The sequence below is a fragment of the Corynebacterium sp. UMB10119B genome (genome assembly GCF_030228125.1).
In the GTDB taxonomy this organism is placed as follows: Bacteria; Actinomycetota; Actinomycetes; order Mycobacteriales; family Mycobacteriaceae; genus Corynebacterium; species Corynebacterium pseudogenitalium.
The window spans coordinates 265,020-288,164 of sequence record NZ_JASPBG010000002.1 but is presented as its reverse complement, the minus strand read 5'-3'; the positions used below and the strand labels follow the sequence as shown (position 1 = coordinate 288,164).

Annotated in this window: 19 protein-coding genes and 1 pseudogene; 16 read left to right on the top strand and 4 right to left on the bottom strand. The window is 60.6% G+C overall.

Features of this window, described 5'->3' with window-relative positions; translation table 11 throughout:
* Positions 1–225: 225 nt before the first annotated feature.
* From QP802_RS03655 to mobA, 5 genes are all read left to right on the top strand, one after another.
* Positions 226–1,968, top strand: coding sequence for a long-chain fatty-acid--CoA ligase (locus tag QP802_RS03655; RefSeq protein ID WP_284817626.1), 1,743 nt, complete (start codon positions 226–228; stop codon positions 1,966–1,968).
* Between the two features lie 62 nt (positions 1,969–2,030).
* A complete protein-coding gene (moaA, locus tag QP802_RS03650) occupies positions 2,031–3,149 on the top strand; it encodes a GTP 3',8-cyclase MoaA (protein ID WP_284817625.1) in 1,119 nt (372 codons plus the stop codon).
* 6 nt (positions 3,150–3,155) lie between these two features.
* On the top strand, positions 3,156–4,388 hold the full coding sequence (locus tag QP802_RS03645; RefSeq protein WP_284817624.1) for a molybdopterin molybdotransferase MoeA: 1,233 nt from the start codon (positions 3,156–3,158) through the stop codon (positions 4,386–4,388).
* Between the two features lie 17 nt (positions 4,389–4,405).
* Positions 4,406–4,885 (top strand): cyclic pyranopterin monophosphate synthase MoaC, encoded by a 480-nt coding sequence (gene moaC, locus QP802_RS03640; RefSeq protein ID WP_070976335.1) that lies wholly within the window; start codon positions 4,406–4,408, stop codon positions 4,883–4,885.
* Between the two features lie 10 nt (positions 4,886–4,895).
* Entirely contained in the window at positions 4,896–5,477 is a 582-nt protein-coding gene (gene mobA / locus QP802_RS03635; RefSeq protein ID WP_284817623.1) for a molybdenum cofactor guanylyltransferase, read from the top strand.
* A gap of 7 nt (positions 5,478–5,484) precedes the next feature.
* Here the strand turns inward: mobA and QP802_RS03630 are convergent, their stop codons facing one another.
* Positions 5,485–5,973: a molybdopterin-binding protein gene (locus tag QP802_RS03630; protein ID WP_284817622.1), complete on the bottom strand. Its 489-nt coding sequence runs from the start codon at positions 5,971–5,973 to the stop codon at positions 5,485–5,487.
* 216 nt (positions 5,974–6,189) lie between these two features.
* Here QP802_RS03630 and QP802_RS03625 point away from each other — a divergent pair, with 216 nt between their 5' ends.
* From QP802_RS03625 to QP802_RS03595, 7 genes and pseudogenes are all read left to right on the top strand, one after another.
* The gene (locus QP802_RS03625) at positions 6,190–7,479 is read left to right on the top strand and encodes an MFS transporter (RefSeq protein ID WP_070976330.1); all 1,290 of its coding nucleotides are present in this window, start codon (positions 6,190–6,192) and stop codon (positions 7,477–7,479) included.
* Between the two features lie 56 nt (positions 7,480–7,535).
* Positions 7,536–11,270, top strand: a complete 3,735-nt coding sequence (locus QP802_RS03620; protein WP_284817621.1) for a nitrate reductase subunit alpha — start codon at positions 7,536–7,538, stop codon at positions 11,268–11,270.
* Positions 11,270–12,850 (top strand): annotated as a pseudogene (narH, locus tag QP802_RS03615) (nitrate reductase subunit beta); the annotation flags it as partial. The gene QP802_RS03620 and the pseudogene narH, both read left to right, overlap by 1 nt.
* A 143-nt stretch (positions 12,851–12,993) precedes the next feature.
* The gene (gene narJ, locus QP802_RS03610) at positions 12,994–13,689 is read left to right on the top strand and encodes a nitrate reductase molybdenum cofactor assembly chaperone (protein ID WP_256007784.1); all 696 of its coding nucleotides are present in this window, start codon (positions 12,994–12,996) and stop codon (positions 13,687–13,689) included.
* 15 nt (positions 13,690–13,704) lie between these two features.
* On the top strand, positions 13,705–14,463 hold the full coding sequence (gene narI / locus QP802_RS03605) for a respiratory nitrate reductase subunit gamma (RefSeq protein WP_070362631.1): 759 nt from the start codon (positions 13,705–13,707) through the stop codon (positions 14,461–14,463).
* Positions 14,464–14,583: 120 nt separating this feature from the next.
* The gene (gene modA, locus QP802_RS03600; protein WP_284817619.1) at positions 14,584–15,369 is read left to right on the top strand and encodes a molybdate ABC transporter substrate-binding protein; all 786 of its coding nucleotides are present in this window, start codon (positions 14,584–14,586) and stop codon (positions 15,367–15,369) included.
* Between the two features lie 22 nt (positions 15,370–15,391).
* Positions 15,392–17,329 (top strand): ATP-binding cassette domain-containing protein, encoded by a 1,938-nt coding sequence (locus QP802_RS03595; RefSeq protein ID WP_284817618.1) that lies wholly within the window; start codon positions 15,392–15,394, stop codon positions 17,327–17,329.
* Here the strand turns inward: QP802_RS03595 and QP802_RS03590 are convergent.
* Positions 17,326–17,580: a MoaD/ThiS family protein gene (locus QP802_RS03590; RefSeq protein ID WP_070363540.1), complete on the bottom strand. Its 255-nt coding sequence runs from the start codon at positions 17,578–17,580 to the stop codon at positions 17,326–17,328. The genes QP802_RS03595 and QP802_RS03590 overlap by 4 nt on opposite strands.
* A gap of 45 nt (positions 17,581–17,625) precedes the next feature.
* Here QP802_RS03590 and QP802_RS03585 point away from each other — a divergent pair, with 45 nt between their 5' ends.
* From QP802_RS03585 to QP802_RS03570, 4 genes are read left to right on the top strand one after another with little or no spacing between them, the layout of a single operon-like run.
* Positions 17,626–18,795, top strand: coding sequence for a molybdopterin molybdotransferase MoeA (locus tag QP802_RS03585; protein WP_284817617.1), 1,170 nt, complete (start codon positions 17,626–17,628; stop codon positions 18,793–18,795).
* Positions 18,796–18,804: 9 nt separating this feature from the next.
* Positions 18,805–19,287: a MogA/MoaB family molybdenum cofactor biosynthesis protein gene (locus QP802_RS03580; protein ID WP_070976320.1), complete on the top strand. Its 483-nt coding sequence runs from the start codon at positions 18,805–18,807 to the stop codon at positions 19,285–19,287.
* Entirely contained in the window at positions 19,277–19,768 is a 492-nt protein-coding gene (locus QP802_RS03575) for a molybdenum cofactor biosynthesis protein MoaE (protein WP_070362636.1), read from the top strand. The genes QP802_RS03580 and QP802_RS03575 overlap by 11 nt, the downstream gene beginning before the upstream one ends.
* Positions 19,755–20,783, top strand: coding sequence for a ThiF family adenylyltransferase (locus tag QP802_RS03570; protein ID WP_284817616.1), 1,029 nt, complete (start codon positions 19,755–19,757; stop codon positions 20,781–20,783). Before QP802_RS03575 ends, QP802_RS03570 begins: the two co-directional genes overlap by 14 nt.
* Positions 20,784–20,796: 13 nt before the next feature.
* Here the strand turns inward: QP802_RS03570 and thrB are convergent, their stop codons facing one another.
* Positions 20,797–21,726 carry a homoserine kinase gene (gene thrB, locus QP802_RS03565; protein ID WP_070362638.1) on the bottom strand — a complete coding sequence of 310 codons (930 nt, stop codon included), beginning with the start codon at positions 21,724–21,726 and terminating at the stop codon, positions 20,797–20,799.
* A 30-nt stretch (positions 21,727–21,756) separates the two neighbouring features.
* Positions 21,757–23,109 carry a homoserine dehydrogenase gene (locus QP802_RS03560; RefSeq protein ID WP_070362639.1) on the bottom strand — a complete coding sequence of 451 codons (1,353 nt, stop codon included), beginning with the start codon at positions 23,107–23,109 and terminating at the stop codon, positions 21,757–21,759.
* Positions 23,110–23,145 lie beyond the last annotated feature (36 nt).

The following is a 23,145-nucleotide window of genomic DNA, read 5'->3' as shown; positions in this document are numbered from 1 at the left end:
ACTGTGCGCTGCAACTTCGTTAACAGTAACTGAATTGCCTGCGCGCTCCCCCATGGTCAGTGAAAACCATGTAATAAAACTACGCCACTGCACGTAGATTGCAAAAAGGGGAAGCGGATCGATGAGGTTGGCTGCGCAGCAAAGTTCGTGCGATGCGCATGATCCGCCTCGTATTGTATCGCATGATTGAATTGCGCGTGCTTCATTCGCGCTAAAGTGGTGCCCATGCTTTCAACGATGCAGGAAGTGCCGTTTTCCGTCGGTCGCATTTTGGAGTATGGGCGCACCGCTCACGCCTCGACGAAGTGTACGACGTGGGGGCCCACGGGCGCCGAAGAGTGCACGTTTGCGGACATTGGCGCGCGGGCCAGCGCTTTTGCCAACGCTGCGGAAAACTTGCTGGGCATTGACGGGGACCAGCGCGTGGCTACGTTCATGTTTAACTGCTCCGAGCATATTGAGGTGATGTTTGGTACCGCCGCGAAAGGCGCCGTCTTCACCCCACTGAATATTCAGTTGATGCCGGATCAGATTGCCTATGTGGTGAACCATTCAGAGGCGAAGGTCATTGTGGCTGATCCGCGGCTAGCTAAAAAGCTTGGCCGAGTGATGGAGATGTGCCCGCTGGTTGAGCACATTGTCTTTATTGGCGCTCTGCTCAGCGACGACGTCCTTGGGTTGTCGTTCGGAGCTGCCAAGGTGCATAGCTACGAGCAGCTTCTCGACGGCCAAGCAACACGGTACTCGTGGCCGGAACTGCCAGAAAACACTGCAGCCGCACTGGTGTATTCGACAGCAACGACTGGCGCGCCAAAAGGCGTGGCGTATTCGCACCGCTCTCTTTGGCTCGAGGCGATGACGCTTCGCTCAACGGATTCACTAGCGATTACGCACGGCGAGTCTTTCCTGTGCTGCATCCCCATCTATCACGTGTTGAGCTGGGGCGTACCGTTCGCAGCGTACGTCACCGGCGCACCGATGGTACTACCAGGTGCCGACGTTTCCGCACCGACGCTTGCAACGATTATTGCCTCGACGCACCCACGCGTAGCGCACGGCGTACCAACGCTGTGGATCCAGCTAATGGTGCACTATCTGCATACGCCGCCTGAGCGCATGAGTTTGCAGGAGATCTTCGTCGGAGGCTCTCCTGCCCCGCCTGCACTGATCAAGGTGTGGGAGGAACGCTACGGTGTCGACGTCGTCCACGTGTGGGGCATGACGGAAACGTCTACTGTTGGCACGGTGGCACGCCCGCCATCAGGCGCTTCAGGCGAAGCTCGCCAGGCGTATCGCGTGTCCCAGGGACGGTTTGTGCCATGGCTGGAATACCGCGTGGTCAACGATGGAGAGGTGATGGCATCAACAGACCTTTCACAAGGCGAGATGCAGGTGCGAGGAAATTTGGTTGCCAACGGCTACTACCACTCGCCAACCCAAGAACAGGGCGAGTTGGCCTCGACGTTCCGGGGCAAAGAGATTAATGACGCCCGCCACCACTTCACTGAAGACGGCTGGCTACGCACTGGTGATGTCGGAACAGTCACCGCCGATGGCTACATGACGTTGTACGACCGTGCACGCGACGTTATCCGATCTGGCGGCGAATGGATCTATTCCGCACAGGTGGAAAACCTCATCATGGAAGCCGAAGATGTCATCGAGTGCGCTGTGATTGGCTTCCCCGACCGCCAGTGGGGCGAGCGCCCACTGGCTATTACCGTGCTTTTGGACGATATCCCGCGCACCGCGGAAACAGCGGAGCGGCTGCGAAAGAACCTCGCCGATGTGTTACCAACATGGATGGCACCTGAGTATTGGACGTTCGTCGATGTGATCGACAAGACTTCGGTGGGCAAGTTTGACAAGAAGGACCTAAGGAAACACCTCGCCAAGGGCGACTATGAGATTATCGCGCTGCCTGGCCCGGGTAACCGCGGAAGGAAGGCACAAACACCCGAGCAATAAATACGGGTTTTTCACTGCTAATTCTTGACCTGGCGTATTTCGTACTTATTATTGACAGCACTATGCCCATTCACCTTCCTCTTGCATCGCCGTTAGCGTCCCGCGCAGCTTCCGACGGTCCACTCGCACCAAACGCCAGCTTGGACCCAGGTGAGCAGCCCGCCCCGCGCACGCTCGACGATCGTTTTGGGCGTACGGCACGAGACCTCCGGGTCAGCCTTACCGACCGCTGCAACCTGCGCTGCACGTACTGCATGCCTGCAGAGGGCCTTGAATGGATGCCAACTGAAGAGGCACTCACCGACGAGGAGACGATCCGGCTGATCCGCCTGGCTGTGGAGCACCTCGGCATCCGCCAGGTGCGTTTCACAGGGGGCGAGCCACTCCTGCGGCGCTCGTTGGAACGCATCATCAGTGAGACGAAGACCATGCGCACCGACGAGGGCGTCGCACCCTCAACTGCGGTCACCACGAATGCCCTGGGCCTTGCGCGCCGGGCGCAGGGGCTTGCCGACGCCGGCCTCGACAGAGTGAATGTGTCGCTCGATACCACGGATCGGGAGCTCTACGCACAGCTCACCCGCAGAGACCGCATCGACGACGTGTTTGCGGGCATCGACGCCGCAGTGGAAGCAGGCCTTCAACCGGTGAAGGTCAACGCGGTAGTGATGCCGGGCATCAACGAAGACGGTGTCACAGACCTCGTGCGCTTTGCGCTGGAACGCGGGCTGCAGCTGCGCTTTATCGAACAAATGCCGCTGGGCCCACGCGAGCAGTGGAAGCGCACCGACATGGTGACGGCGCATGACTTGGTTGAGCGTCTCCGCCACGATTTCACGCTTACACCTGCCGTCGAGCCACGGGGTTCTGCACCCGCTGCCCTATGGGATGTCACAGACGGTACTCGCAGCGGCAAGCTTGGGATTATCGCGTCTGTGACACACCCTTTCTGTGGCGCCTGCGACCGAACCCGCCTCACGACTGACGGCTCCATCCGGTCCTGCCTGTTCTCGAAAGCGGCCGACGAGGTCTCGCTCCGCGACGTCATGCGTGGGGGCGCCTCCGACGCGGAGCTCGCGAACCTCTGGTCGAAAGCCATGTGGCTGAAGAAGCCCGGACACGGCATTGATGACGAGGGCTTCCTGCAGCCGGAGCGCCTCATGAGCGAAATCGGTGGTTAGCAACTAATGAACACTCTTCCTTCTGTCAACGAACATTTGGCCCGTGTCCTGGCTGCGGCGCGGCCCCGCGTTAAGCGCGATGTCCCATTAGGTGACTGCGTAGGCCAGGTACTCGCAGCCGACGTCGTGGCACGGTTCCCAGTGCCACCTTTTTCAAACTCCGCGGTCGACGGCTTCGTAGCCCACGAGTCGGATCTATTCGGTGACGGGCCGTGGGTACTGCCTGTAGCTGGTGAGATCCCGGCCGGACATGACGCAATCGATTGTCCAGCTGGCCACGCAGTCCGAATCATGACTGGCGCACCGATGCCGCAACAGGACGGTCTTCATGTCGTCCCCGTCGAGCAGACGAATATCCCTCGAGGTCCTTATCCTCTCCCTGACGAGGTCCAGATTACTTCTGTTGACCTTGGCCGTTCCCACATCCGACATGCTGGTGAGAATGTCGGCGTCGGTGAAGTCGTTGCGCGAGAGGGAACACGGATTGATGCTGGCACACTCGCCGCACTTGTCGCCACTGGTGTCCGCGCTGTGGACGTTTTCGAACGCCCGACCGTCGCAGTCGTCTCTACTGGCGACGAGCTCGTCGCCTGGCCCGGCGACATTCGCGGCGCGCAAATTCCCGATTCAAACCTGCCAATGGTGGCGACGCTTCTGCGCGAAAGCGGCTACGCCAAGGTATTCACGGTGCACGCTGATGACGATACGCAATCGACCGAGGTCTTACTCCAGCAGGCCGCGCAGCAGGCAGACATCGTGGTCACTACCGGCGGAGTCAGCGCTGGAGCGTACGACGTAGTCCGCACTGTCACAGCCTCCTCACCAGATATGTGGTTCGGCCATGTCGCCCAGCGCCCGGGAAGTCCGCAGGGCGTTGGACGTTGGTCTGAAGCTGCATTTATTTGCCTGCCCGGAAATCCAGTTGCGGCGTTCGTCTCGTGCGCGCTGTACGCGATCCCGTTACTGCGCGCGAGTGCAGGAAACCGCACGCGTTGCAGCATGGACGAGCGAACAATGGTGGAAGCGGACGTCGATACGCACTTCCCCGCCCCGCGTGCTGATCGTCATGTATTCGTACCTGTGCGCCTGCACACCGAACACGGTGCTGTCCGCGCTGAAGCCTTTGCCGGCGGACATGGCGGCTCCGGATTCGTGGCTTCCCTACCTGCAGTGGACGGAATCGCGGTCCTTGCCCCTGGAACCGACGCCCCCACCCGCATCCCAGTGATGCTGTTTTAAAGAAAGAAAGACTCAACATGAAATTTACCCATCTCAATGCTGCTGGCCAGGCCTACATGGTTGACGTTACGGAGAAGCAGCCAACCGTTCGGAATGCAACCGCGCAAGGTGAAGTCGCTTGCTCGCCTGAGGTGATGAAGGCACTGCGTGAAGGCACCGTACCGAAAGGCGACGTGTTAGCCGTTGCACGCGTCGCAGGCATTTCGGCTGCGAAGCGCGTGCCGGACTTGCTGCCACTCGCCCACACGATTGGCGTACACGGTTGCGCGGTAGACGTGGAGTTACGCGAAGACCACGTTTTCATCGAGGCCACCGTTCGCACGGCGGACCGCACCGGTGTCGAGATGGAGGCGCTGACCGCTGTCAGCGTTGCGGCACTTGCCATCGTGGACATGGTCAAGGGTGTCGACCGCTCGGCATTTGTGCGCCGGATGGGAATCGTGGCCAAGTCTGGTGGCCGCTCTGGCGACTGGTCGCGCGAGCTTCCCGAGGCATAGCATGCGAGGTGTGCGAGACGTGCAACACGAGTGGAAGGATGTCGGCATCATTGTTCTCGCTGGGGGACGCTCGACACGAATGGGCGCCGATAAAGCCCAGGTGAAAGTGAATGGCACCCGCCTCGTTGATGCGGTGTGCGCCCGCATTCCTGATGATGTGCCGCGCATCGTCGTCAGTCCGAAACCGCTGGGAATGCCTACGGTGAGTGAGGATCCGCCGTTCGGGGGTCCCGTCGCAGGGATTGCTGCAGGGCTCTCGCGTATCGACGCCCCCTTCGTCGCTATCGTCTCCGTCGACGCACCACGATCCCCTGAACTGATCCCGGTACTCTCTCGAGCCGCTCGCGACGGTGCGGACGTTGCGGTCGTTGAAGCTGCGGATGGGTATCTGCAACCGTTATGTGCGGTGTGGAACCGGGCCTCCTTAGTAGCTGCACTCGACGCTGCGGGCTCACGCGACATTCCCGCGAAGCGCCTCTTCGACGCGGTTGAGCACATAGTACGAGTCCAGGGCACTGGCGCTGAGCGCGACTACGATACGCGGTTGGAACTCGACGAGCTTGGGGACGTCGAGTTTCCCGCTACCGAGTAGCGTCTGGTTAGCGAACCCACTCTGTCAGACTCGGCCACAGCGCAAGGATGACACCGAGGGTGTCTCGCACGCCACCGTGCGAACTCGGGGCGTTGACGATGAGGCTTGCACCAGGCTCCCGGGAAGTGAGACCAATGAGGCCTCGGCAAAGTCCGGCGCGCGGTGAATGCTCCAGCCCGTCGATCAGTACTTGGGTTTCGATGCCGTGGAGCCGTGTGGAGATGAACTCTTCGCTTACTTCAGGGGTGAGGTTTCGGGGCCCCAGTCCGGTACCACCACAGGTGAGGATGAGCGAGTTCCCGCCTTCCACCGCTTGTGCCATTGCATTGCGGAGCGCTTCGTCGCCTTCTGGAATAATCACGGGTTGTGCGACCTGAAATCCAGCTTCAGTGAGCAACCGACTAGCTTCGGGGGACGCTTTGTCTTTTCGCTCACCCCCAAAAACCCGGTCAGAAACGACGATAACTACCGCTGTAGGGTCCGTTGTTTTTTCCATGAAGTGTTCCTTCCCTGCACAAACACCAGCATCTGTACAAATCACCGAATTACGACACACACATGTTGCGTAATTATACACGGCTTTTGTCGTGGATAAGTTGATAGTATCAGTTCAACGCCACTATCCTTAAACGTAGTTGCGGGTTTTTCGAATACTTTTATTTACCCGGAGCACATAGACCTTTATCGCATTTTTTGAAGAGGATTTCACCCCATGTCCAAGCTCGACACCTCCCAACGGGTACTCACCGGTTGGGACACTGAAGATCCAGAAAAGTGGGACGCCGGAATCGCATGGCGCACACTTTGGATCACCACAATTTCGATGTTCTTCGGGTTCGTCACCTGGTACATCGTTGCGGCGGTCGCGCCGCGCCTCAATGAGATCGGGTTCGACCTCACTGCTGCACAGCTTTACTGGCTTACTGCAGTCCCAGGACTGGCGGCTGGTATCTTCCGCCTGATTTGGATGTTCTTGCCACCAGTTCTTGGTACCCGAAAGCTCATTACGCTTTCGACAGCACTCTTCCTCATCCCACTGGTCGGCTGGTATTTTGCGGTCCAGAGTCCTGAGACTTCATTCGCGACGCTCATGATCCTGTCCTTTATGACAGGTATCGGCAGCGGTATCTTCTCAGGCTTTATGCCGTCGACGGGGTACTTCTTCCCGAAGGCAAAGTCCGGTACGGCGCTCGGCCTCCAGGCAGGCCTGGGCAACCTCGGCATGTCGTTCGTGCTGTTGCTGGCACCTTGGCTCATCGGCACCACGATGATCGGCACGATCGAGGCTTCGGATGGTTCAGGTACCGCGATCAACGTGCATAACGTTCCGGCCTTCTTCGTCCCTTGGGTCATCATCATGGTCATCGTGTCCTGGCTGATGCTGAAGGACGTTCCGGTGAAGGCAAACTTCCGCCAGCAGATCGATATTTTCGGAAACAAGAACACTTGGATCCTCACCATCATTTACGTGATGACGTTCGGCGCCATCGCCGGATTCGGCGCTCAGCTCGCACTGTTGATGAAGAACTCCTTCGGCGACAACGCGACGAAGCTGCTCGGTTGGGCATTCATGTACGCCCTGCTCGGGGCCCTGGTTCGCGCTCTGTGGGGCCCACTGTGCGACAAGTACGGCGGTGCAATCTGGACGTTCGTTGCTGGTGTTGGCATGACGGTCACCACTGCAATTGCCGCAATTTTCCTTGCCCGTGGTGGTGACGCCGCGGCACCGTTCTTCTACACCATGCTGGCCATGTCTGTCTTCGCTGGCATCGGCAACGCTGGCACTTTCAAGCAGATGCCAATGATTCTGCCGAAGCGCCAGGCAGGCGGTGTTATCGGGTTTACCGGCGCGATCGGAGCATTCGGGCCGTTCATCGTTGGTGTGCTGCTCACGCTGATGAGTGCGCCCACGTTCTTCTGGGGCTGCGTAGTTTTCTTCACCTTCGCTACGGCACTCGCATGGATCTACTACGCCCGCCCGAACGCACCGTTCCCTGGCTAACAGCCATTTCATTCACGACCCCGTTTTCTCACTTTCATTCAAGGAGATTGTGAACCATGACTGATGCGACACAGTCCAACCCGCTGTTTAAACTTGGTGGGTTCGTTCGCAAAGGCGACGTCACGCCTTCCGGCCAGCAAATTTTCCTCGAAGGTGGCCGCCAAGCCGACGTGTTCTACCGCAACCGTTGGTCCTTCGACAAGATGGTGCGCTCCACACACGGTGTGAACTGCACCGGTTCCTGTTCCTGGAAGGTCTACGTCAAAGATGGCGTCATCACCTGGGAATCCCAGGCCGTTGACTACCCCACCACTGGCCCTGACTTCCCAGAGTACGAACCTCGAGGGTGCCCACGTGGCGCATCCTTTTCCTGGTACACCTACTCGCCTACGCGCATCCGCTACCCGTACGTGCGCAGCGCATTGCTGGAGATGTACCGCCACGAAAAGAAGCAGCACGACGGCGACCCGGTACTCGCCTGGCGTGCGATCCAGGAAGACCCAGTCAAGCGTCGCGCCTACGTCGGTGCCCGCGGCAAGGGTGGCCTGGTGCGCGTTGCTTACGAAGAAGCCGTCGAGATCGCCGCTGCAGCACACGTCTACACCATCAAGCAGTGGGGCCCGGACCGCATTGCAGGTTTCACAGTGATTCCTGCGATGAGCCAGGTCTCGTACTCTGCTGGTACCCGTTTCTTGGGGCTGATTGGCGGCGCGATGCTGTCCTTCTACGACTGGTATGCAGACCTTCCCCCTGCCTCCCCGCAGACATTCGGCGATCAGACTGACGTGCCAGAGTCCGGTGACTGGTTCAACTCTTCTTACCTGATGATGTGGGGCTCGAACATCCCGGTGACCCGCACCCCGGACTCCCACTTCATGACCGAAGTGCGCTACAAGGGCACCAAGATCGTCGTGGTCTCCCCGGACTACAACGATGCCGCGAAGTTCGCCGACGAGTGGATGCGTATGTCGCCCGGTACCGACGGCGCACTCGCCTTCGCAATGGGCCACGTCATTTTGAGCAAGTTCCACGTTGCTCAGCAACCGCAGTACTTCATGGACTACATGCTCAAGTACACGGATGCACCGTTCCTGGTGGAGCTCGATCAGCTCGAGGACGGCACGTTCGCTCCCGGAAAGTTCCTTACTGCAGACAAGCTTGAGGACGCCACCCTGGCCAATAGCGATAACGCCCAGTACCGCCTGCTCAACATTGAAGCCGACGGCACCGTTGTCGACCCTGGCGGTACCATCGCAGACCACTACAAGACCGATCCCGGTAAGTGGAATCTCCGCCATGACAACGCCAACCCTGTGATGTCGATGGCGGACACCGACTCCTACGGCACCGCCGAAGTGTGCTTCCCACGCTTCGATATGGACGCTTCTCGCGAGGCTTTGGACTCGGACGGCCCGATCGGCGCTGGTGTCTACCGCCGCGGTGTCCCAGTCCGCGAGGTCGGAGGCCGCACCGTTACCACCGTGTACGACATCATGCTGGCACACTACGGCGTGAACCGTCCGTCGCTGCAGCTGCCAGGCTCCTGGCCGGCCGACTTTAACGACGCCTCCGAGGTCGGCACGCCCGCATGGGCAGAAGAGCTGTCCAATGTTCCTGTTGCGCAGATCGAACGAATCGCCACCGAGTTTGCACAAAACGCGTTGGACTCGAAGGGCCGTTCCCAAATCATCATGGGCGCGGGCGTGAACCACTACGTCCACGCGGACTCTATCTACCGCACTTTCCTTGCGCTGACTTCCATGTGTGGCACCCAGGGTGTCAACGGCGGCGGTTGGGCGCACTACGTGGGCCAGGAGAAGCTGCGTCCTCAGTCGGGTTGGAGCCAGTACGCGTTCGCGAATGACTGGAACCGTCCACCACGGCACATGATCACCACCGGTTTCTACTACCTGACTACGTCCCAGTGGCGTTACGACAACTCGAAGGCCTCAAGGATGGCCTCGCCGCTGGCACGTAAGGGCGCGTCGGAAGATAAGTACCTGTCGGAGACACTGGTCGAGGCCATGAAACGTGGTTGGATGCCGTCGTACCCGCAGTTCAACCGCAACCCACTGCTGCTTGCTGAGCAGGCGAAGGAAGCGGGCATGGACGTGAAGGACTACGTCGTCGACCAGTTGGAGTCGGGCCAGATGGAGTTCGCTGCGGAGGATCCGGATGCTCCGGAGAACTGGCCTCGCATCCTGCTGAACTGGCGCACGAACCTGATGGGATCGTCGGCGAAGGGCACCGAGTACTTCCTGCGCCACATGTTGGGCGTTGATTCGGATGTCTCCGCGGAGGAGCTGGCCGAGGGTGAGCGCCCGAAGTCGATTCGCTGGCGCGAAGAGGCACCGATGGGCAAGCTCGATCTGATGATGACTACGGACTTCCGTAACACCTCAACCACCCTGGTGTCAGACATCGTCTTCCCTGCGGCTACCTGGTACGAGAAGAACGACTTGTCCACGACGGACATGCACCCGTTCATCCACACCTTTAACGCTGCGATCAACCCGCCGTGGGAGGCTCGAAGCGACTGGGAGATCTTCCGCGATATGTCCGACGCTGTTTCCCGCATGGCCGGCAAGTGGCTGGGAGTGCAGACGGACGTCGTCACTGCGCCTATCTCTCACGACGCTCCGGATGAGATCAACCCGAACATGGCAAACGGCGTGGTGCCCGATGTCAAGGAAGTCGGCATGGTTCCGGGCCAAACGATGGCAAAGTTGGTTCCAGTTGAGCGTGATTACACCAAGATCTTCGAGAAGTGGATGTCTTTCGGCCCACTGACCGAGAAGGCTGGCACGAATGTACACGGCACGCCGTTTAACGTCGAAAAGCAGGTTGGTGAGCTCTTCGGCATGAACGGCGTCGCTGAAACTGCCTCTGCGGGTGACCGGCCTGCACTGAACTCCGCCGTGAAGGCAGCACAGGCGATCCTTCACCTTTCGGGTGTGTCCAACGGTGAGGTTGCGCGCAACGGCTTCGAGAATCTGGGCAAGATGCTCGGCTCGGACACAAGCGAGTTCTGGGAAGGCACCGAGGACGCCCAGATCGTCTGGGACAAGGTCAAGGAACGCCCGCAAGAAGTCATTACCTCTCCTGAGTGGTCCGGCGACAAGCGTGATGGACGCCGCTACACCGCGTTCTCCCTGAACCTGGCGATGGATAAGCCTTGGAACACGCTCTCCGGTCGTATGCACTACTTCATCGACCACGACTGGTTCATCGACTACGGCGAGCAGCTTCCTGTGTTCAAGCCACCGCTTGACCGCATGCGTCTCAACGGCGAGACTCGCCCAGGCGAGGTCCTCAAGGGTGAGGACGGCAACCCGGAGATCACGGTGCGCTACCTCACCCCACACAACAAGTGGTCGATCCACTCCCAGTACTTCGACAACCTCCACGTCCTCTCCATCTCCCGCGGTGGGCAGGTTGTGTGGATGTCTGACACGGATGCACAGAAGATCGGTGTCAAGGACAATGAGTGGGTTGAGCTCTACAACCGCAACGGCGTTGTCTCGGCGCGTGCTGTGGTCACCCACCGTATTCCGGAGGGGACGGTCATCATGAACCACGCGCAGGAACGCACAGTGGGCACACCGCTGAACGAGCGCTCCGGCCGACGTGGCGGCACGCACAACTCGCTGACCCGCATCACCATTAAGCCACTGCATGTGGCTGGTGGCTACGGTCACTTGACTTACGGATTCAACTACATTGGCCCAACCGGCAACAACCGCGACGAGGTTACCCGCATCCGTCGTCGCTCCCAGGAGGTGCAGTACTAATGCGAGTAATGGCGCAAATTGCCATGGTCATGAACCTGGATAAGTGCATCGGATGCCATACGTGTTCGGTGACCTGTAAGCAGGCATGGACCAACCGTGAAGGCACGGAGTACATCTGGTTCAACAACGTTGAAACCCGTCCCGGCGTGGGCTACCCGCGCTCGTGGGAGGACCAGGACAAGTGGAAGGGCGGCTGGAAGCTTGACGGCAGCGGCAAGCTCAAGCCACGCCAGGGTGGGCGTATCAAGCGTCTGGCCACTATTTTCCACAACCCGAACATGCCGACGATCGAGGACTACTACGAGCCGTGGACCTATGAGTACGAGAAGCTCATTAGCGCCCCGGCTGGGCAGAAGACGCAGCCGACTGCGCGTCCGAAGTCGCAGATCACCGGCAAGCCAATCGACACAATCTCCTGGTCTTCGAACTGGGATGACAACCTTGGTGGCTCGACTGCGACCATGGACGAGGACCGCGTCCTGGAGAAGATGAACCTGGAGGTCAAGAAGGAAATTGAAGAGTCCTTCATGTTCTACCTTCCGCGCATCTGCGAGCACTGCCTGAACCCAACGTGTGTGTCTTCCTGCCCGTCGGGCGCGATGTACAAGCGCACGGAGGACGGCATCGTCCTGGTCGACCAGGACAGCTGCCGTGGCTGGCGCATGTGCGTCTCGGGCTGCCCTTACAAGAAGGTGTACTTCAACCACAAGACAGGCAAGGCCGAAAAATGTACGTTGTGCTACCCGCGTATTGAGGTTGGCCAGCCGACGGTGTGCTCGGAAACCTGCGTGGGCCGCCTGCGCTACCTTGGTGTGCTGCTCTACGACGCGGACCGTGTTGCCGAAGCGGCGTCGACACCCGATGAGAAGGATCTGTTTGAGGCACAGAAGTCGCTCTTCCTCGATCCACGCGACCCTGAGGTCGTCCGCGCGGCGACCGAAGAGGGCATCCCGCACTCTTGGATCGAGGCGGCGCAGAACTCCCCGATCTACGATCTGATTTTCACGTACGGTGTGGCGCTGCCGCTACATCCAGAGTTCCGCACGCTGCCGATGGTGTGGTACATCCCGTCGCTGTCGCCGATCGTCGATCAGGTGACCAAGACTGGTGCTGACGGCGAAGACCACAAGGTACTGCTCAGCGCGATCTCCAACATGCGTATCCCGCTCGAGTACCAGGCTGGCCTGTTCACTGCGGGTGACACCGTCCCAGTCGAGCTTTCGCTGCGTAGGCTCGCCGCGATGCGTTCCTACATGCGCGACATCAACCTGGGCCAGCCGACGAACGAGGCGATTGCAAGCGCAGTCGGTATGACTGGCAAAGACCTGGAAGCGATGTATCGCCTGCTGGCGATCGCCAAGTACGACGACCGCTACGTCATCCCGACCACCTCGCCGGAGACCCCGCGTGGTGTTGCCTCACTGGATCCGTTTGGCGGCGTCGACCCTGCCAGTGGCGACCTGATGGCCAACCTGGGCATGGGTGCGCCGAGCGCCTGCCACGAAGAGGCCGACAACGCGCAGCCTGGCAAGGTGTCACTCATGTCGTGGACCGGCGACCGCCCTGACGCGATGTTCCCCACCGCGTTGAAGACTCGCGAGCCGAAGACTGCAAGCGAGAACTACCGCCCTGCTGCTCCGGAAGCATCGACTCCAACGCCGAACCCGGTTGAGGAAGGACCGAGTGCTGACGGCAACATCGCGCGACGCGAGGGTGAGCAGTAATGAGCACCCGAACCCAAATCGGGGTTGTACCCGAGGAACTAGTGGCACCAGTGGCGTGCGATACGCAGCAGCGTCAGATCGCAGCGATGGCGCTCAGCCTCACGTTGCGGTACCCAGAAGAGGAGTTCTTCTCCACGTTGGAGACCATCGAGGAACAGCTCGGGCTGCTTCCAGGCCCTATTGCTGCGGAAATCGCGGAGTTCATCGGCAGGGCACGTAGCCTCGGACTTCTGCCACTCCAGGAGCACTACGTCGAGACCTTCGACCAGCGGCGTCGCTGCGCGCTGCACCTCTCCTACTACTCGGTTGGTGATACCCGCCAGCGCGGTGCCGCGATTTTGGCGTTTCGTCAACAGTTGGAAGGTCTAGGGATGGAAGAGATCTCGGAGGAGCTGCCGGACCACCTTTGCGTCGTCCTGGAAGCGCTTGCGTTCGCTGACTCCGACTCCCAACAGCACGCGTTAGAGATGATTGCCGCGCACCGAGACGGCCTCGAGGTGCTGCGTCACGCTCTGGTCGGACTGGGTAGCCCGTACGCTCACTTGCTCACGGCTGTGTGCATGTTGCTGCCCAGCATCGACGAGGAAACAATTGATCGCTACATCAACCTGATTCGCCAGGGCCCTCCTGCGGAGATGGTCGGTATTGAAACTACTCCCCTGCCGTTTCCAACGGCTTCTCCCAACCACAGTTAAAGGACTGAACTCACTATGACTGGTATTGAAGAATTCCTGTGGGTGGCCTTTCCCTGGTTGGCCATCGCTGCGTTTGTCATCGGCATTATCTGGCGCTGGCGCTATGACCAGATGGGCTGGACTACCCACTCGTCACAGATTTACGAATCGAAGTTGCTGCGGCTCTCCTCGCCACTGTTCCACTGGGGCATGGTCTTCGTGGTCATTGGCCACCTCATGGGTCTAGCGATTCCGAAGACTTGGACCCGAGGCATGGGTATCAGCGACCATGCCTACCACCTCATCGCAACGATTCCTGGCACGATTGCGGGTATCGCCGTGGTGTTGGGGTTGCTCGGCTTGCTCTACCGTCGTGTGGTCAACCGTTCGGTGTTCTTATCGACGGCCACCTCCGACAAGTTCATGTATGTGTTCTTGACAATCGCGATCTGCTCCGGCTTTATCGCGACTGTCTCGACGCAGGTCTTCGGTGTGCCCGGCGGATACGATTACCGCGAAACGATTTCGCCGTGGCTGCGCCAGCTGCTGATTTTCAACCCGATGCCGGACCTGATGGTGCAGGCTCCGTGGCAGTTTAAGGTCCACGTGCTTGCTGGCTTCACGTTGATCGCCTGCTGGCCGTTTACCCGACTTGTCCACGCGTTCTCGGCCCCGGTCGGCTACTCCACCAGGCCGTACGTGGTCTACCGCTCGCGCGGTGAAGAGGTCCAGGGCCGCCGCTCTGAGGCCCAGTGGGAGCCGATCCGCTCGAACGGACGTCAATTGAAGCGCTAGTGCTTCAACCCGCTCGCCAGTGCTGCCCCCGGAGCTCTTCTTCCGGGGGCATTCTTCGTGTCTACCCCTTTTTTAAGATAATTTATATTCATATTCAAACCACTACTCGAAGGAGTTCTCATGCGCTCTACTCGCCTTGCCACATTGTTCGTGGCTGCCCTGGCCGCGACCGGTCTGACCGCCTGCGCCGGTGGCACCGATTCCGAAAGCGCCGCCTCAAAAGCACCGACCGCTGAGGCACCCAGCGACCTCATCGTGATGGGCGCGGCTTCCACGCGCGTACTCAACGAGGACCTTTCGGAAATGTCGGAGAACAACCTCGAGTTCGTCAACGCCGGCTCCTCTGACCTGGTGCAGCAACTGAAGGAGGGCGCACCTGGTGACGTGTTGATCACAGCTGACCAGAAGAATATGGACAAAGCTGTCGAGGCGGGCGTCGCAAAGGATCCGAAAGTCGTGGCGACGAACTCGATGGTGCTCGTGGTGCCGAAAGGCAACCCAGCGGGCATCAAGAGCGTCGAGGATGTCCAAAAAGAGGATGTGAACCTGGTTGTGTGTGATGCGCAGGTCCCATGTGGCTCGGTGACCAACGAGCTTGTCGCGGCGAACAATCTCACCATCAACCCTGTATCTCTGGAACACAGCGTCTCCGACACCCTGGGCAAGGTTGTCTCCGGCGAGGCCGACGCTGGCTTCGTGTACCGCACCGACGCTGCTGCAGCTGGTGATGGCGTTGAGGTTCTCAATATCCCTCACGCTAATGAGAAGCCGAACTCCCTCGTCGCCGCTGTAACCACCAACACCACCGACGAGGCTGCCGCGCAGAATCTCTTCGAACTGCTTGCAAGCCCAGAAATGGCCGTGGTGTGGGAGAAGTACGGCTTCACCCCTGCTGTGCAACAGTAACCACCGGGTAGAGTCCGTATTCATGCAGCAATCAACGCTTCGCCAGGCCCCACGCCAGACACCAATGTTGGTGTGGGGCCTGGCGCTTCTTGCACTCGCCGCCATTGTGCTGCCGATCCTGGCGCTTGGTGCACGTGTGCCATGGGACCAGCTCGGTGAGATCCTTGCCTCCGCATCGACACAGCAGTTGCTCCGCGTCACGCTGCGCTCCGCTGTCCTGGCGTGCGTCATCACACTCCTGCTGGGCACACCGCTTGCGCTATGGATGCAACACTTGCGACGAGGTGCAGGCCTTGCGCGAGTACTCGTGCTACTTCCGCTAGCGATGCCGCCGGTCGTCGGTGGTTTAGCGCTCAGCGCGTTTCTCGGACGCCGAGGCTTAGCTGCGCCGCTGTTGGACGCGCTGCATATTCAGTTCGCGTTCGCGTTTCCGGGTGTCGTCGCTGCACATGTGTTCATTGCGCTGCCGTTCGTTGTCATCACACTTGACGCGGCGCTGCGGCAACTCGATCCGGAGATTACATACTCGGCCGCAGGCGTGGGGCTGAGCCCCTCGACGATTACTCGCAAGATAATCCTGCCTGCAATCGCGCCCTCACTCGTCTCTGCGGCCGGGCTGGCGTTTGCGCGCTCGCTCGGCGAGTTCGGCACCACTTTGACCTTCGCCGGCTCTATGCCTGGCACAACGCGCACCATGCCGTTGGGTATCTATATTGCCCGCGAAGTGGATCAAGACGTCGCGTATGGGCTATCAGCCATCCTCATCGCACTGGCGGTGCTCACACTTGCCGCATCGACGCTGCCGACGGTCTTCCTCTCGCGTACGCGCTCCCGTGAAGTCGCTCGCGCCACCCACGAGGTGGACACGGAACGGCTGCGCCTACTGACAAGCCCCGAGGACGGGGGCGTACCCGTCGTCATCGGTGAAACAACGTTCCCTGCGAACGCCACGACGGCGCTCATAGGCTTGAACGGCTCGGGGAAGACCACTCTGGTCGGCAGGATTGCAGGGCGCCTCGGCGGTTTGCGCACTTTGATCGGCGACCGCGTGGTTGATGCGGGCACGTCGTCGAGCAAGCTTGTCCCGGCGCACAAACGCGGAGTTGTGTTGCTTACCCAGAACCCCGGTCTGCCACCTACGTCGACCCCACTGAAGGCTGTCGCGATGGTCACTGGCAGCAAACAGCGCGCACTTGAGCTGCTGACCTCAGCGGGCCTGTGCGACCTTGCCGACGTCCCCGTCCGTGCTCTCTCTGGCGGTCAAGCATCGCAGGTGTCGCTAGTACGAGCGCTTGCCCCGCGCCCGCGCGTGCTAATTCTTGACGAACCACTCGCTGCGATCGACGTGAACTCTGCGCATCACTGGCGCCAGGTACTGCGGGCTACGGCGCACGACCGCACCACGATCGTGATTACGCACAACCCATTGGACGTGGCCAACCTTGCGGAATACGTCGCGGTAATGGACCGAGGCAACGTCATCAGCCTGCGGCCGACGGCCGAGGAGCTCAAAGTTCCGGCGACACAGTTTTCTGCACGGCTCGCTGGTGTGAACTGGTTGCCCGCTAGCGTGAACTGGATTCCAGCGCACATGGTGGGTGCCGCGCACCAAGGTTCCGTTGCGCGCGTGGCAACCACAGTCGGTGAGCTCACCGGTGTCGCCTCAGAGCAGTGCGAGCAGCATGAGCATGCCGTCGCAGTCTTCGCGCCGCAGGACGTCTCGCTGCACGTCCCAGCCGGAGCAGCGCCGGGAGATTACAACTCGCTGGAGGCCACCGTGGCCACAGTCGATGTCAGTACCTCAGGTGGCCTCACTGTGGAGCTCGACGTCCACGGTGCGGTTGTGGCGCTCCCGGTCCAGCGTCAGGAGGCACTCGATGCGGGCATTGAGCCCGGCGCATCTGTGACGTGCTACGTCAAAACGGATGACATCGCCATCTACCCAAAGCCGACGGATTAGCCCCCAGCGAACGGTGGCAAGACATCAACGCGCTCAGCGGACTCGAGCGAGTCAGTCTGCTGGGCGCGTTTTCCGTCGATCAGGAAGGTGCAGCGCGCCAGGATGTCTGCGAGCGTTTGGCCTGCGTCGGTGGTGCCGTTGTGGCGCGAAGCGGCGTCGGCAAGCAGTTCCTGCAGTGTGGCAAAGTTCCCAACTTCTTCCTGTGCGACGCCTGTGGCCGCGCGTGCGGCGGCAAAGTAGTGAATTTGCATGTCGTCCATGGTAGCGAACTGGTGGTGGCGCGTAGAGTAGGCGCCATGACACGAACTACTGAGGAGCACCTGAGTGCGGTGCGCGAGGCCGTCGGCCCTCGGCTTTCGGAGCGCATCAGCGTCGTTGAAGCTGGCAAGCAGCAGCGTGTGCTCGCGGCCGATGTTGTTGCCGTGCGCGAGCAACCGACCTTCGATAACTCGCAAATGGACGGGTACGCGTTGACACAGGTGGAAGCGCACACGGCGACGATCGGCCCGACGATTGCCGCAGGCGCTGACCCCGACGAACTGTATCCAGAAGGCCTGCAGGGCGTTGTGGCGCCGATCATGACCGGCGCGAAGCTTCCTCGTGGCACGGTAGCAGTCGTCCCAGTTGAGCGTTGCACCCCGCCGACGTTCGGGGCAACTGGTGAACCTGTCAAGATCCCTGAGGTCAAGCGTGGTCAGTTCATGCGCCTTGCGGGCAGCGATATCCAGCCCGGGGCTTGCATTGCGCATCGCGGTGATGGAGTGACACCGGCGCTTGTTGGCGCCGCGATCAGCCAGGGAATCGAGACCGTTGAGGTCGAGCGCACTGCGCGCATCTTAGTGATCACGGGTGGCGCTGAGGTCTCCCCGAGCGACCAGGCCACAGGCCCCGCGACAATTCCGGACTCGAACGGTCCGATGCTTGAGGCGCTAGCCGCGCGCCATGGCATCGAGGTTGTAGCGCGCCTGCTGACCAACGACGATCCTGAGGCACTCGAGCGAGAGGTCGCAGCAGCGGTCGAGGAGTACCAACCGGATGCGATTGTGACCTCAGGCGGGATCAGCCACGGCAAGTTCGAGGTCATCCGTCAGGTGTTTACGGATGGCTGGTACGGACATGTCGCTCAGCAGCCCGGCGGGCCACAAGGCATCTCTGCGTTTCACGGTGTGCCTGTGTTGAGCCTGCCAGGCAACCCGATTTCCACCATCGTGTCATTCGTCCTGTACGTCGCACCAGTGTTGGGTCGCGCGCCAGCTCCCGTACGCGTTGCTATAGATACAGAGGTAGTTGGAATCGTCGGCAAGGATCAGTTCCTGCGCGGTGAAATTCGAGAGGGTCTTGCGCATCCGTACCACGGTACAAGCTCGCACCTGCTGACCCAGGGTGCCACCGCGACCTGTCTGATCCGCATTCCCGCCGCGGCTACGGTTCCCGCGGGTACACCAGTCATGGTCTATCCGCTGTAGATTGTGCCTATGAATACCAATCAACGTACTGCACGGGTTATCGTGGCTTCTACGCGAGCAGCCGCTGGTGTCTACGAGGACAAGTCAGGTCCGATCGCGGTCGGGTTCCTGCGGGAAGCGGGGTTCGACACCCCCGACGCCACCGTCGTGGCCGATGCCGACCTTTCGGATGCAGTCCATGAGGCACTCGCCGCTTCCCCGTCAGTACTGCTGACCTCGGGCGGAACCGGCATTACACCGGATGACCAAACGGTTGATATTGTGGAGCCTCTGTTGGACCGGCAGCTGCCAGGTATCGTGCACGCGTTCTGGGCCTATGGTCAGCAGCAAGTCGCGACGGCAGTGCTGTCGCGTGCTGTCGCCGGAGTGGCGGGTCGCACGTTTGTCATGACACTGCCAGGTTCACGCGGCGGGGTGAAGGACGGGTGTGCCGTGCTCGCTCCCCTGCTCGACCACATCACTGCACTCATAGAAGGATCACATGAGCACTAGTTCACAACCAGCCTCTACTTCGGACCCACAGTTCGTCGCCGAGCAGGTCAATACCGTCATCGGCGCACGCATTACCGAAACGCCGCTTGAGCAGTTCGCTGCGGATGCGGCCACGGCTACAATGACGCGCTCCATGGGTGCGCTCGTCCGCTTTGAGGGCGTTGTCCGCGACCATGACGGCGGGCAGGCAGTGCGTTCGCTGACGTACGAATCACACCCCAGCGCCCAAGACGAGCTCCGCGCGATTGTCGAAGACATCGCCCAACAACACCCGGTGCGAATCTGGGCCGCCCACCGAGTCGGCTCCGTGCCGATCGGCGAGATGGCGTTCCTGGTCCTCGTGGCCAGTGCGCACCGCGCCGAGGCATTCGCCGCCTGTGAAGAGGTCACCAACAGAGTGAAATCACAGGTCCCAATATGGAAAGAGCAGTCCATGGCGGACGGCGCAACGCAGTGGGTTGGTATCGATGACGCTCGATGAGCGCTACCTACGGCAAACCACACTCATCGGTGAGAGGAAGCAGCAACAACTTTTCGACGCCCACGTCGTTGTTCTTGGCGCCGGAGGCTTGGGGGCTCCGACCTTGCTGTACTTAGCCGGTGCTGGCGTCGGCACGATCACTGTCATCGACGACGACCGGGTGGATCTGTCCAACCTGCACCGGCAGGTCATCCATACCACCGCTGCCATCGGTACCGCAAAGACGGCGTCGGCAAAGGCACAGATATTGGCGTTGAACCCGGATATCAACGTCCGCACTGTATCCGACCGCCTCACGTGGGATAACGCACTGCAGCTGCTCAGTGACGCTGACATCATCGTCGACGGCACTGACAACTTCCAGACTCGCCACATCGCATCGCACGCGGCCGCGCGCTTGGGCGTGCCGCACGTGTGGGGGTCAATCCTCGGGTTTGAAGCACAGCTCACGGTGTTTTGGGCAGGCCACGGGCCAATCTACGAAGACCTCTTCCCCGCTCCACCAGCACCAGGCAGCGTGCCCTCTTGTTCCCAGGCAGGCGTGGTCGGGCCACTTGTGGGCGTTGTCGGGTCCGCGATGGCAATGGAAACAATCAAGCTCATCACCGGACTCGGTTCGCCACTAATTGGCCAGATTGGCTACTTCGACTCACTCACAGGTATGTGGGAGTACATGCAGCTTATCGCAGACCCAGAGGTCACTGAGCGCGTGCGTACGAGCGCACCTCCACAAGGACCGGCGGAAGTCACCACCATTCCGGAAGGCGCCACGATTCTCGACGTCCGCGAGCCCGAAGAGTTCGCTGACTTCCACCTTGACGGCGCCATCAATGTGCCGCTCGGCACCATTATCGATGGCTACACACCGCCAGAAGCGCAGCCCGGCACCATTGTGGTGTGCGCCCGAGGGGCGCGCTCAGCGCAAGCTGTTGCAGCGCTCGATGCGCGCGGCGTGACCGGCACAGCGAGCCTGCGTGGGGGCGTCGAACAGTTCCGCCCCCTTTCAGGCCTGTAACAGCCAGGACGGATTAAGCGCGGGTCAGCTCGCCGCGTACCGGACCCGCTACCTCGAGCTCGATGACGCGTAGTCCGGCCTCGCGGGCGTCGTCAAGCAACTCCTCGTCAACGTCCGTCGTGGTCAGAACCAGGGCGGTCGGGCCCGCACCAGAGACGAAGGCTGCGTAGCCGCGGTTGCGCAAGCGGTTGACCCACTCAGCGGTCACCGGCAGCACGTCGGCACGGTACGGCTGGTGCAGGCGGTCGCGGGTGCCCTCCCAGAGCAGCTCGGGGTGGGACTGGATGGCAACCGTCATCACCGCGGTACGCGACACGTTGAAACGCGCGTCCGTGTGCGTGACGTGGCTCGGCAACACCTGCCGCACCGCGTTGGTCGAGGCGTGGAAGTTCGGCACCAGCGCCACCGCACGAATCGAGGGATCCACGGGGACCCCGACAGCCCGGTAGACCGGATGCGATACACCATCGACAGGAATCTCGGTCCAGGAGACAACCGCCCCGCCGAGCACAGATGCGGCAGCATTATCAGGATGCCCCTCGAACGCCGAGGAAAGCTGCACAACTTCCTCTGTGGAAAGCGGGTTACCAGCCAGTGTGTTTGCCGCCACAACGCCTGCGACAGCCGCAGAGGCCGACGAACCAAGCCCACGAGACTGCGGGATGTTGTTCGTGCACACCACGCGAAGGCCTGGAACAGAAACATCAGCAGCCTTGAGGCCAGAACGAATCGCTTTGACTACGAGGTGGGAGCCGTCGCGCGGCAGGTCCTCGGCGCCTTCGCCGAAGATTTCCACCTCAAGCCCGGACTCGATGACCTCAACCTCGACAGTGTCGTAAATGGAGAGAGCGAGCCCCAACGTATCGAAGCCCGGTCCTAAGTTCGCCGACGAACCCGGCACCGTCACAGTCGCCTTTAGGCCTACTTCAATGTCTGTCGCCATGATGTGCTCCTTGTCTGTAGGTATCTCAGCTTAGGCGTCTAGGCGGATCACCGAGTTGATTTGCTGCACATCCGGGTGCTGCGAGAGGCGCTCCACGATGTCACGTAGGTCCTTCTCCAGCGCCTTGTGCGTCACCACGATCAGGTGTGCCTCATCGCCGGACTCCTCCTGGCGCACTGCGGAGAGCGACACGTTTGCCTCCGCAAACTTTCGGGTCAGCTCCGCCAGCACACCAACGCGGTCGTTGACAGTCATGTTCACGTGGTAGCGAGTCGCCACCTCGTCGAAGCCGACCACTGGGTAGTTCGCGTACGGGTTCTCCGCTGGTGCACGGCCGCCGTGCACCTTGTTGCGGGCTGCACCGACCAGGTCGCCCAGCACTGCAGACGCGGTAGGAGCGCCACCAGCACCGTTGCCGTAGAACATCAGGCGGCCAGCAGCCTCAGCTTCGACGAAGATGGCGTTGTACGACTTATCAACGCTCGCCAGCGGGTGCTCGTTCGGGATGAGCGTCGGGTGAACGCGAGCATTAACAGCAGTGGTCTTACCGTTTTCGTCGTAGAGGCGCTCACAGATCGCCAGCAGCTTAATCGTCTGGTTCGACTGCTTCGCCGCAGCAATATCCTCAGCGGTAATCTTCGTGATGCCCTCGCAGGACACATCGTCGAACGTGACTCGTGTGTGGAAGCCCATCGAGGCAAGGATCGCTGCCTTGGAAGCCGCGTCGTGCCCCTCAACGTCGGCGGTCGGATCAGCCTCTGCGTACCCCAAACGGGTCGCCTCAGCGAGTGCTTCCTCGTAGGTCGCTCCAGTCGAAGCCATCGCGTCCAAGATGAAGTTAGTCGTACCGTTCACAATGCCGGAAATGCGCTGAACCTGGTCACCGGCCAACGAACGACGCAACATACCAACAACTGGAATCGCCGCAGCAACCGCTGCCTCATAATAGAGATCGACGCCTACTTCATTCGCGGCGTCGGCAAGCTCGGAACCGTGCGCTGCAACCAGCGCCTTGTTTGCCGTAACAACGGACTTACCTGCCTTCAGAGCAGACAACACCAGTTCACGCGGGTAGTCGATGCCGCCGATGACCTCGACTACAACATCAACGTCATCGCGAGTGATCAGCGAGCGAGCGTCATCAGTCAGCTCAATGCCTTGCACCTCAGGCGCATCCTTGTGCTTTTCCACGTTGGAGACCGCAACACCGCGCACCTCAAGTGGGCCACCGATACGCTGCTCAAGATTGTCAGAAAACTCCCGAATGAGGCGAAGCACCTCACTGCCCACAGTGCCTTTCCCCAAAATAGCGACACCGACCGGCTGACCAATTCCCTTACCTGGGTAATTACCGTTACGGCTCTCTGCAGATTCGACCGACATCTCTAGATTCTCTCCTACTTCGATACTGGTACGTTC

What these genes read in the sequence shown, in the direction of transcription:
- QP802_RS03655 (WP_284817626.1), top strand. Translation starts at nt 226, where the DNA reads ATGCTTTCAACGATGCAGGAAGTGCCGTTTTCCGTCGGTCGCATTTTG.
- moaA (WP_284817625.1), top strand. Translation starts at nt 2,031, where the DNA reads ATGCCCATTCACCTTCCTCTTGCATCGCCGTTAGCGTCCCGCGCAGCT.
- QP802_RS03645 (WP_284817624.1), top strand. Translation starts at nt 3,156, where the DNA reads ATGAACACTCTTCCTTCTGTCAACGAACATTTGGCCCGTGTCCTGGCT.
- moaC (WP_070976335.1), top strand. Translation starts at nt 4,406, where the DNA reads ATGAAATTTACCCATCTCAATGCTGCTGGCCAGGCCTACATGGTTGAC.
- QP802_RS03630 (WP_284817622.1), bottom strand. Translation starts at nt 5,973, where the DNA reads ATGGAAAAAACAACGGACCCTACAGCGGTAGTTATCGTCGTTTCTGAC.
- QP802_RS03625 (WP_070976330.1), top strand. Translation starts at nt 6,190, where the DNA reads ATGTCCAAGCTCGACACCTCCCAACGGGTACTCACCGGTTGGGACACT.
- QP802_RS03620 (WP_284817621.1), top strand. Translation starts at nt 7,536, where the DNA reads ATGACTGATGCGACACAGTCCAACCCGCTGTTTAAACTTGGTGGGTTC.
- narJ (WP_256007784.1), top strand. Translation starts at nt 12,994, where the DNA reads ATGAGCACCCGAACCCAAATCGGGGTTGTACCCGAGGAACTAGTGGCA.
- narI (WP_070362631.1), top strand. Translation starts at nt 13,705, where the DNA reads ATGACTGGTATTGAAGAATTCCTGTGGGTGGCCTTTCCCTGGTTGGCC.
- modA (WP_284817619.1), top strand. Translation starts at nt 14,584, where the DNA reads ATGCGCTCTACTCGCCTTGCCACATTGTTCGTGGCTGCCCTGGCCGCG.
- QP802_RS03595 (WP_284817618.1), top strand. Translation starts at nt 15,392, where the DNA reads ATGCAGCAATCAACGCTTCGCCAGGCCCCACGCCAGACACCAATGTTG.
- QP802_RS03590 (WP_070363540.1), bottom strand. Translation starts at nt 17,580, where the DNA reads ATGCAAATTCACTACTTTGCCGCCGCACGCGCGGCCACAGGCGTCGCA.
- QP802_RS03585 (WP_284817617.1), top strand. Translation starts at nt 17,626, where the DNA reads ATGACACGAACTACTGAGGAGCACCTGAGTGCGGTGCGCGAGGCCGTC.
- QP802_RS03580 (WP_070976320.1), top strand. Translation starts at nt 18,805, where the DNA reads ATGAATACCAATCAACGTACTGCACGGGTTATCGTGGCTTCTACGCGA.
- QP802_RS03575 (WP_070362636.1), top strand. Translation starts at nt 19,277, where the DNA reads ATGAGCACTAGTTCACAACCAGCCTCTACTTCGGACCCACAGTTCGTC.
- QP802_RS03570 (WP_284817616.1), top strand. Translation starts at nt 19,755, where the DNA reads ATGACGCTCGATGAGCGCTACCTACGGCAAACCACACTCATCGGTGAG.
- thrB (WP_070362638.1), bottom strand. Translation starts at nt 21,726, where the DNA reads ATGGCGACAGACATTGAAGTAGGCCTAAAGGCGACTGTGACGGTGCCG.
- QP802_RS03560 (WP_070362639.1), bottom strand. Translation starts at nt 23,109, where the DNA reads ATGTCGGTCGAATCTGCAGAGAGCCGTAACGGTAATTACCCAGGTAAG.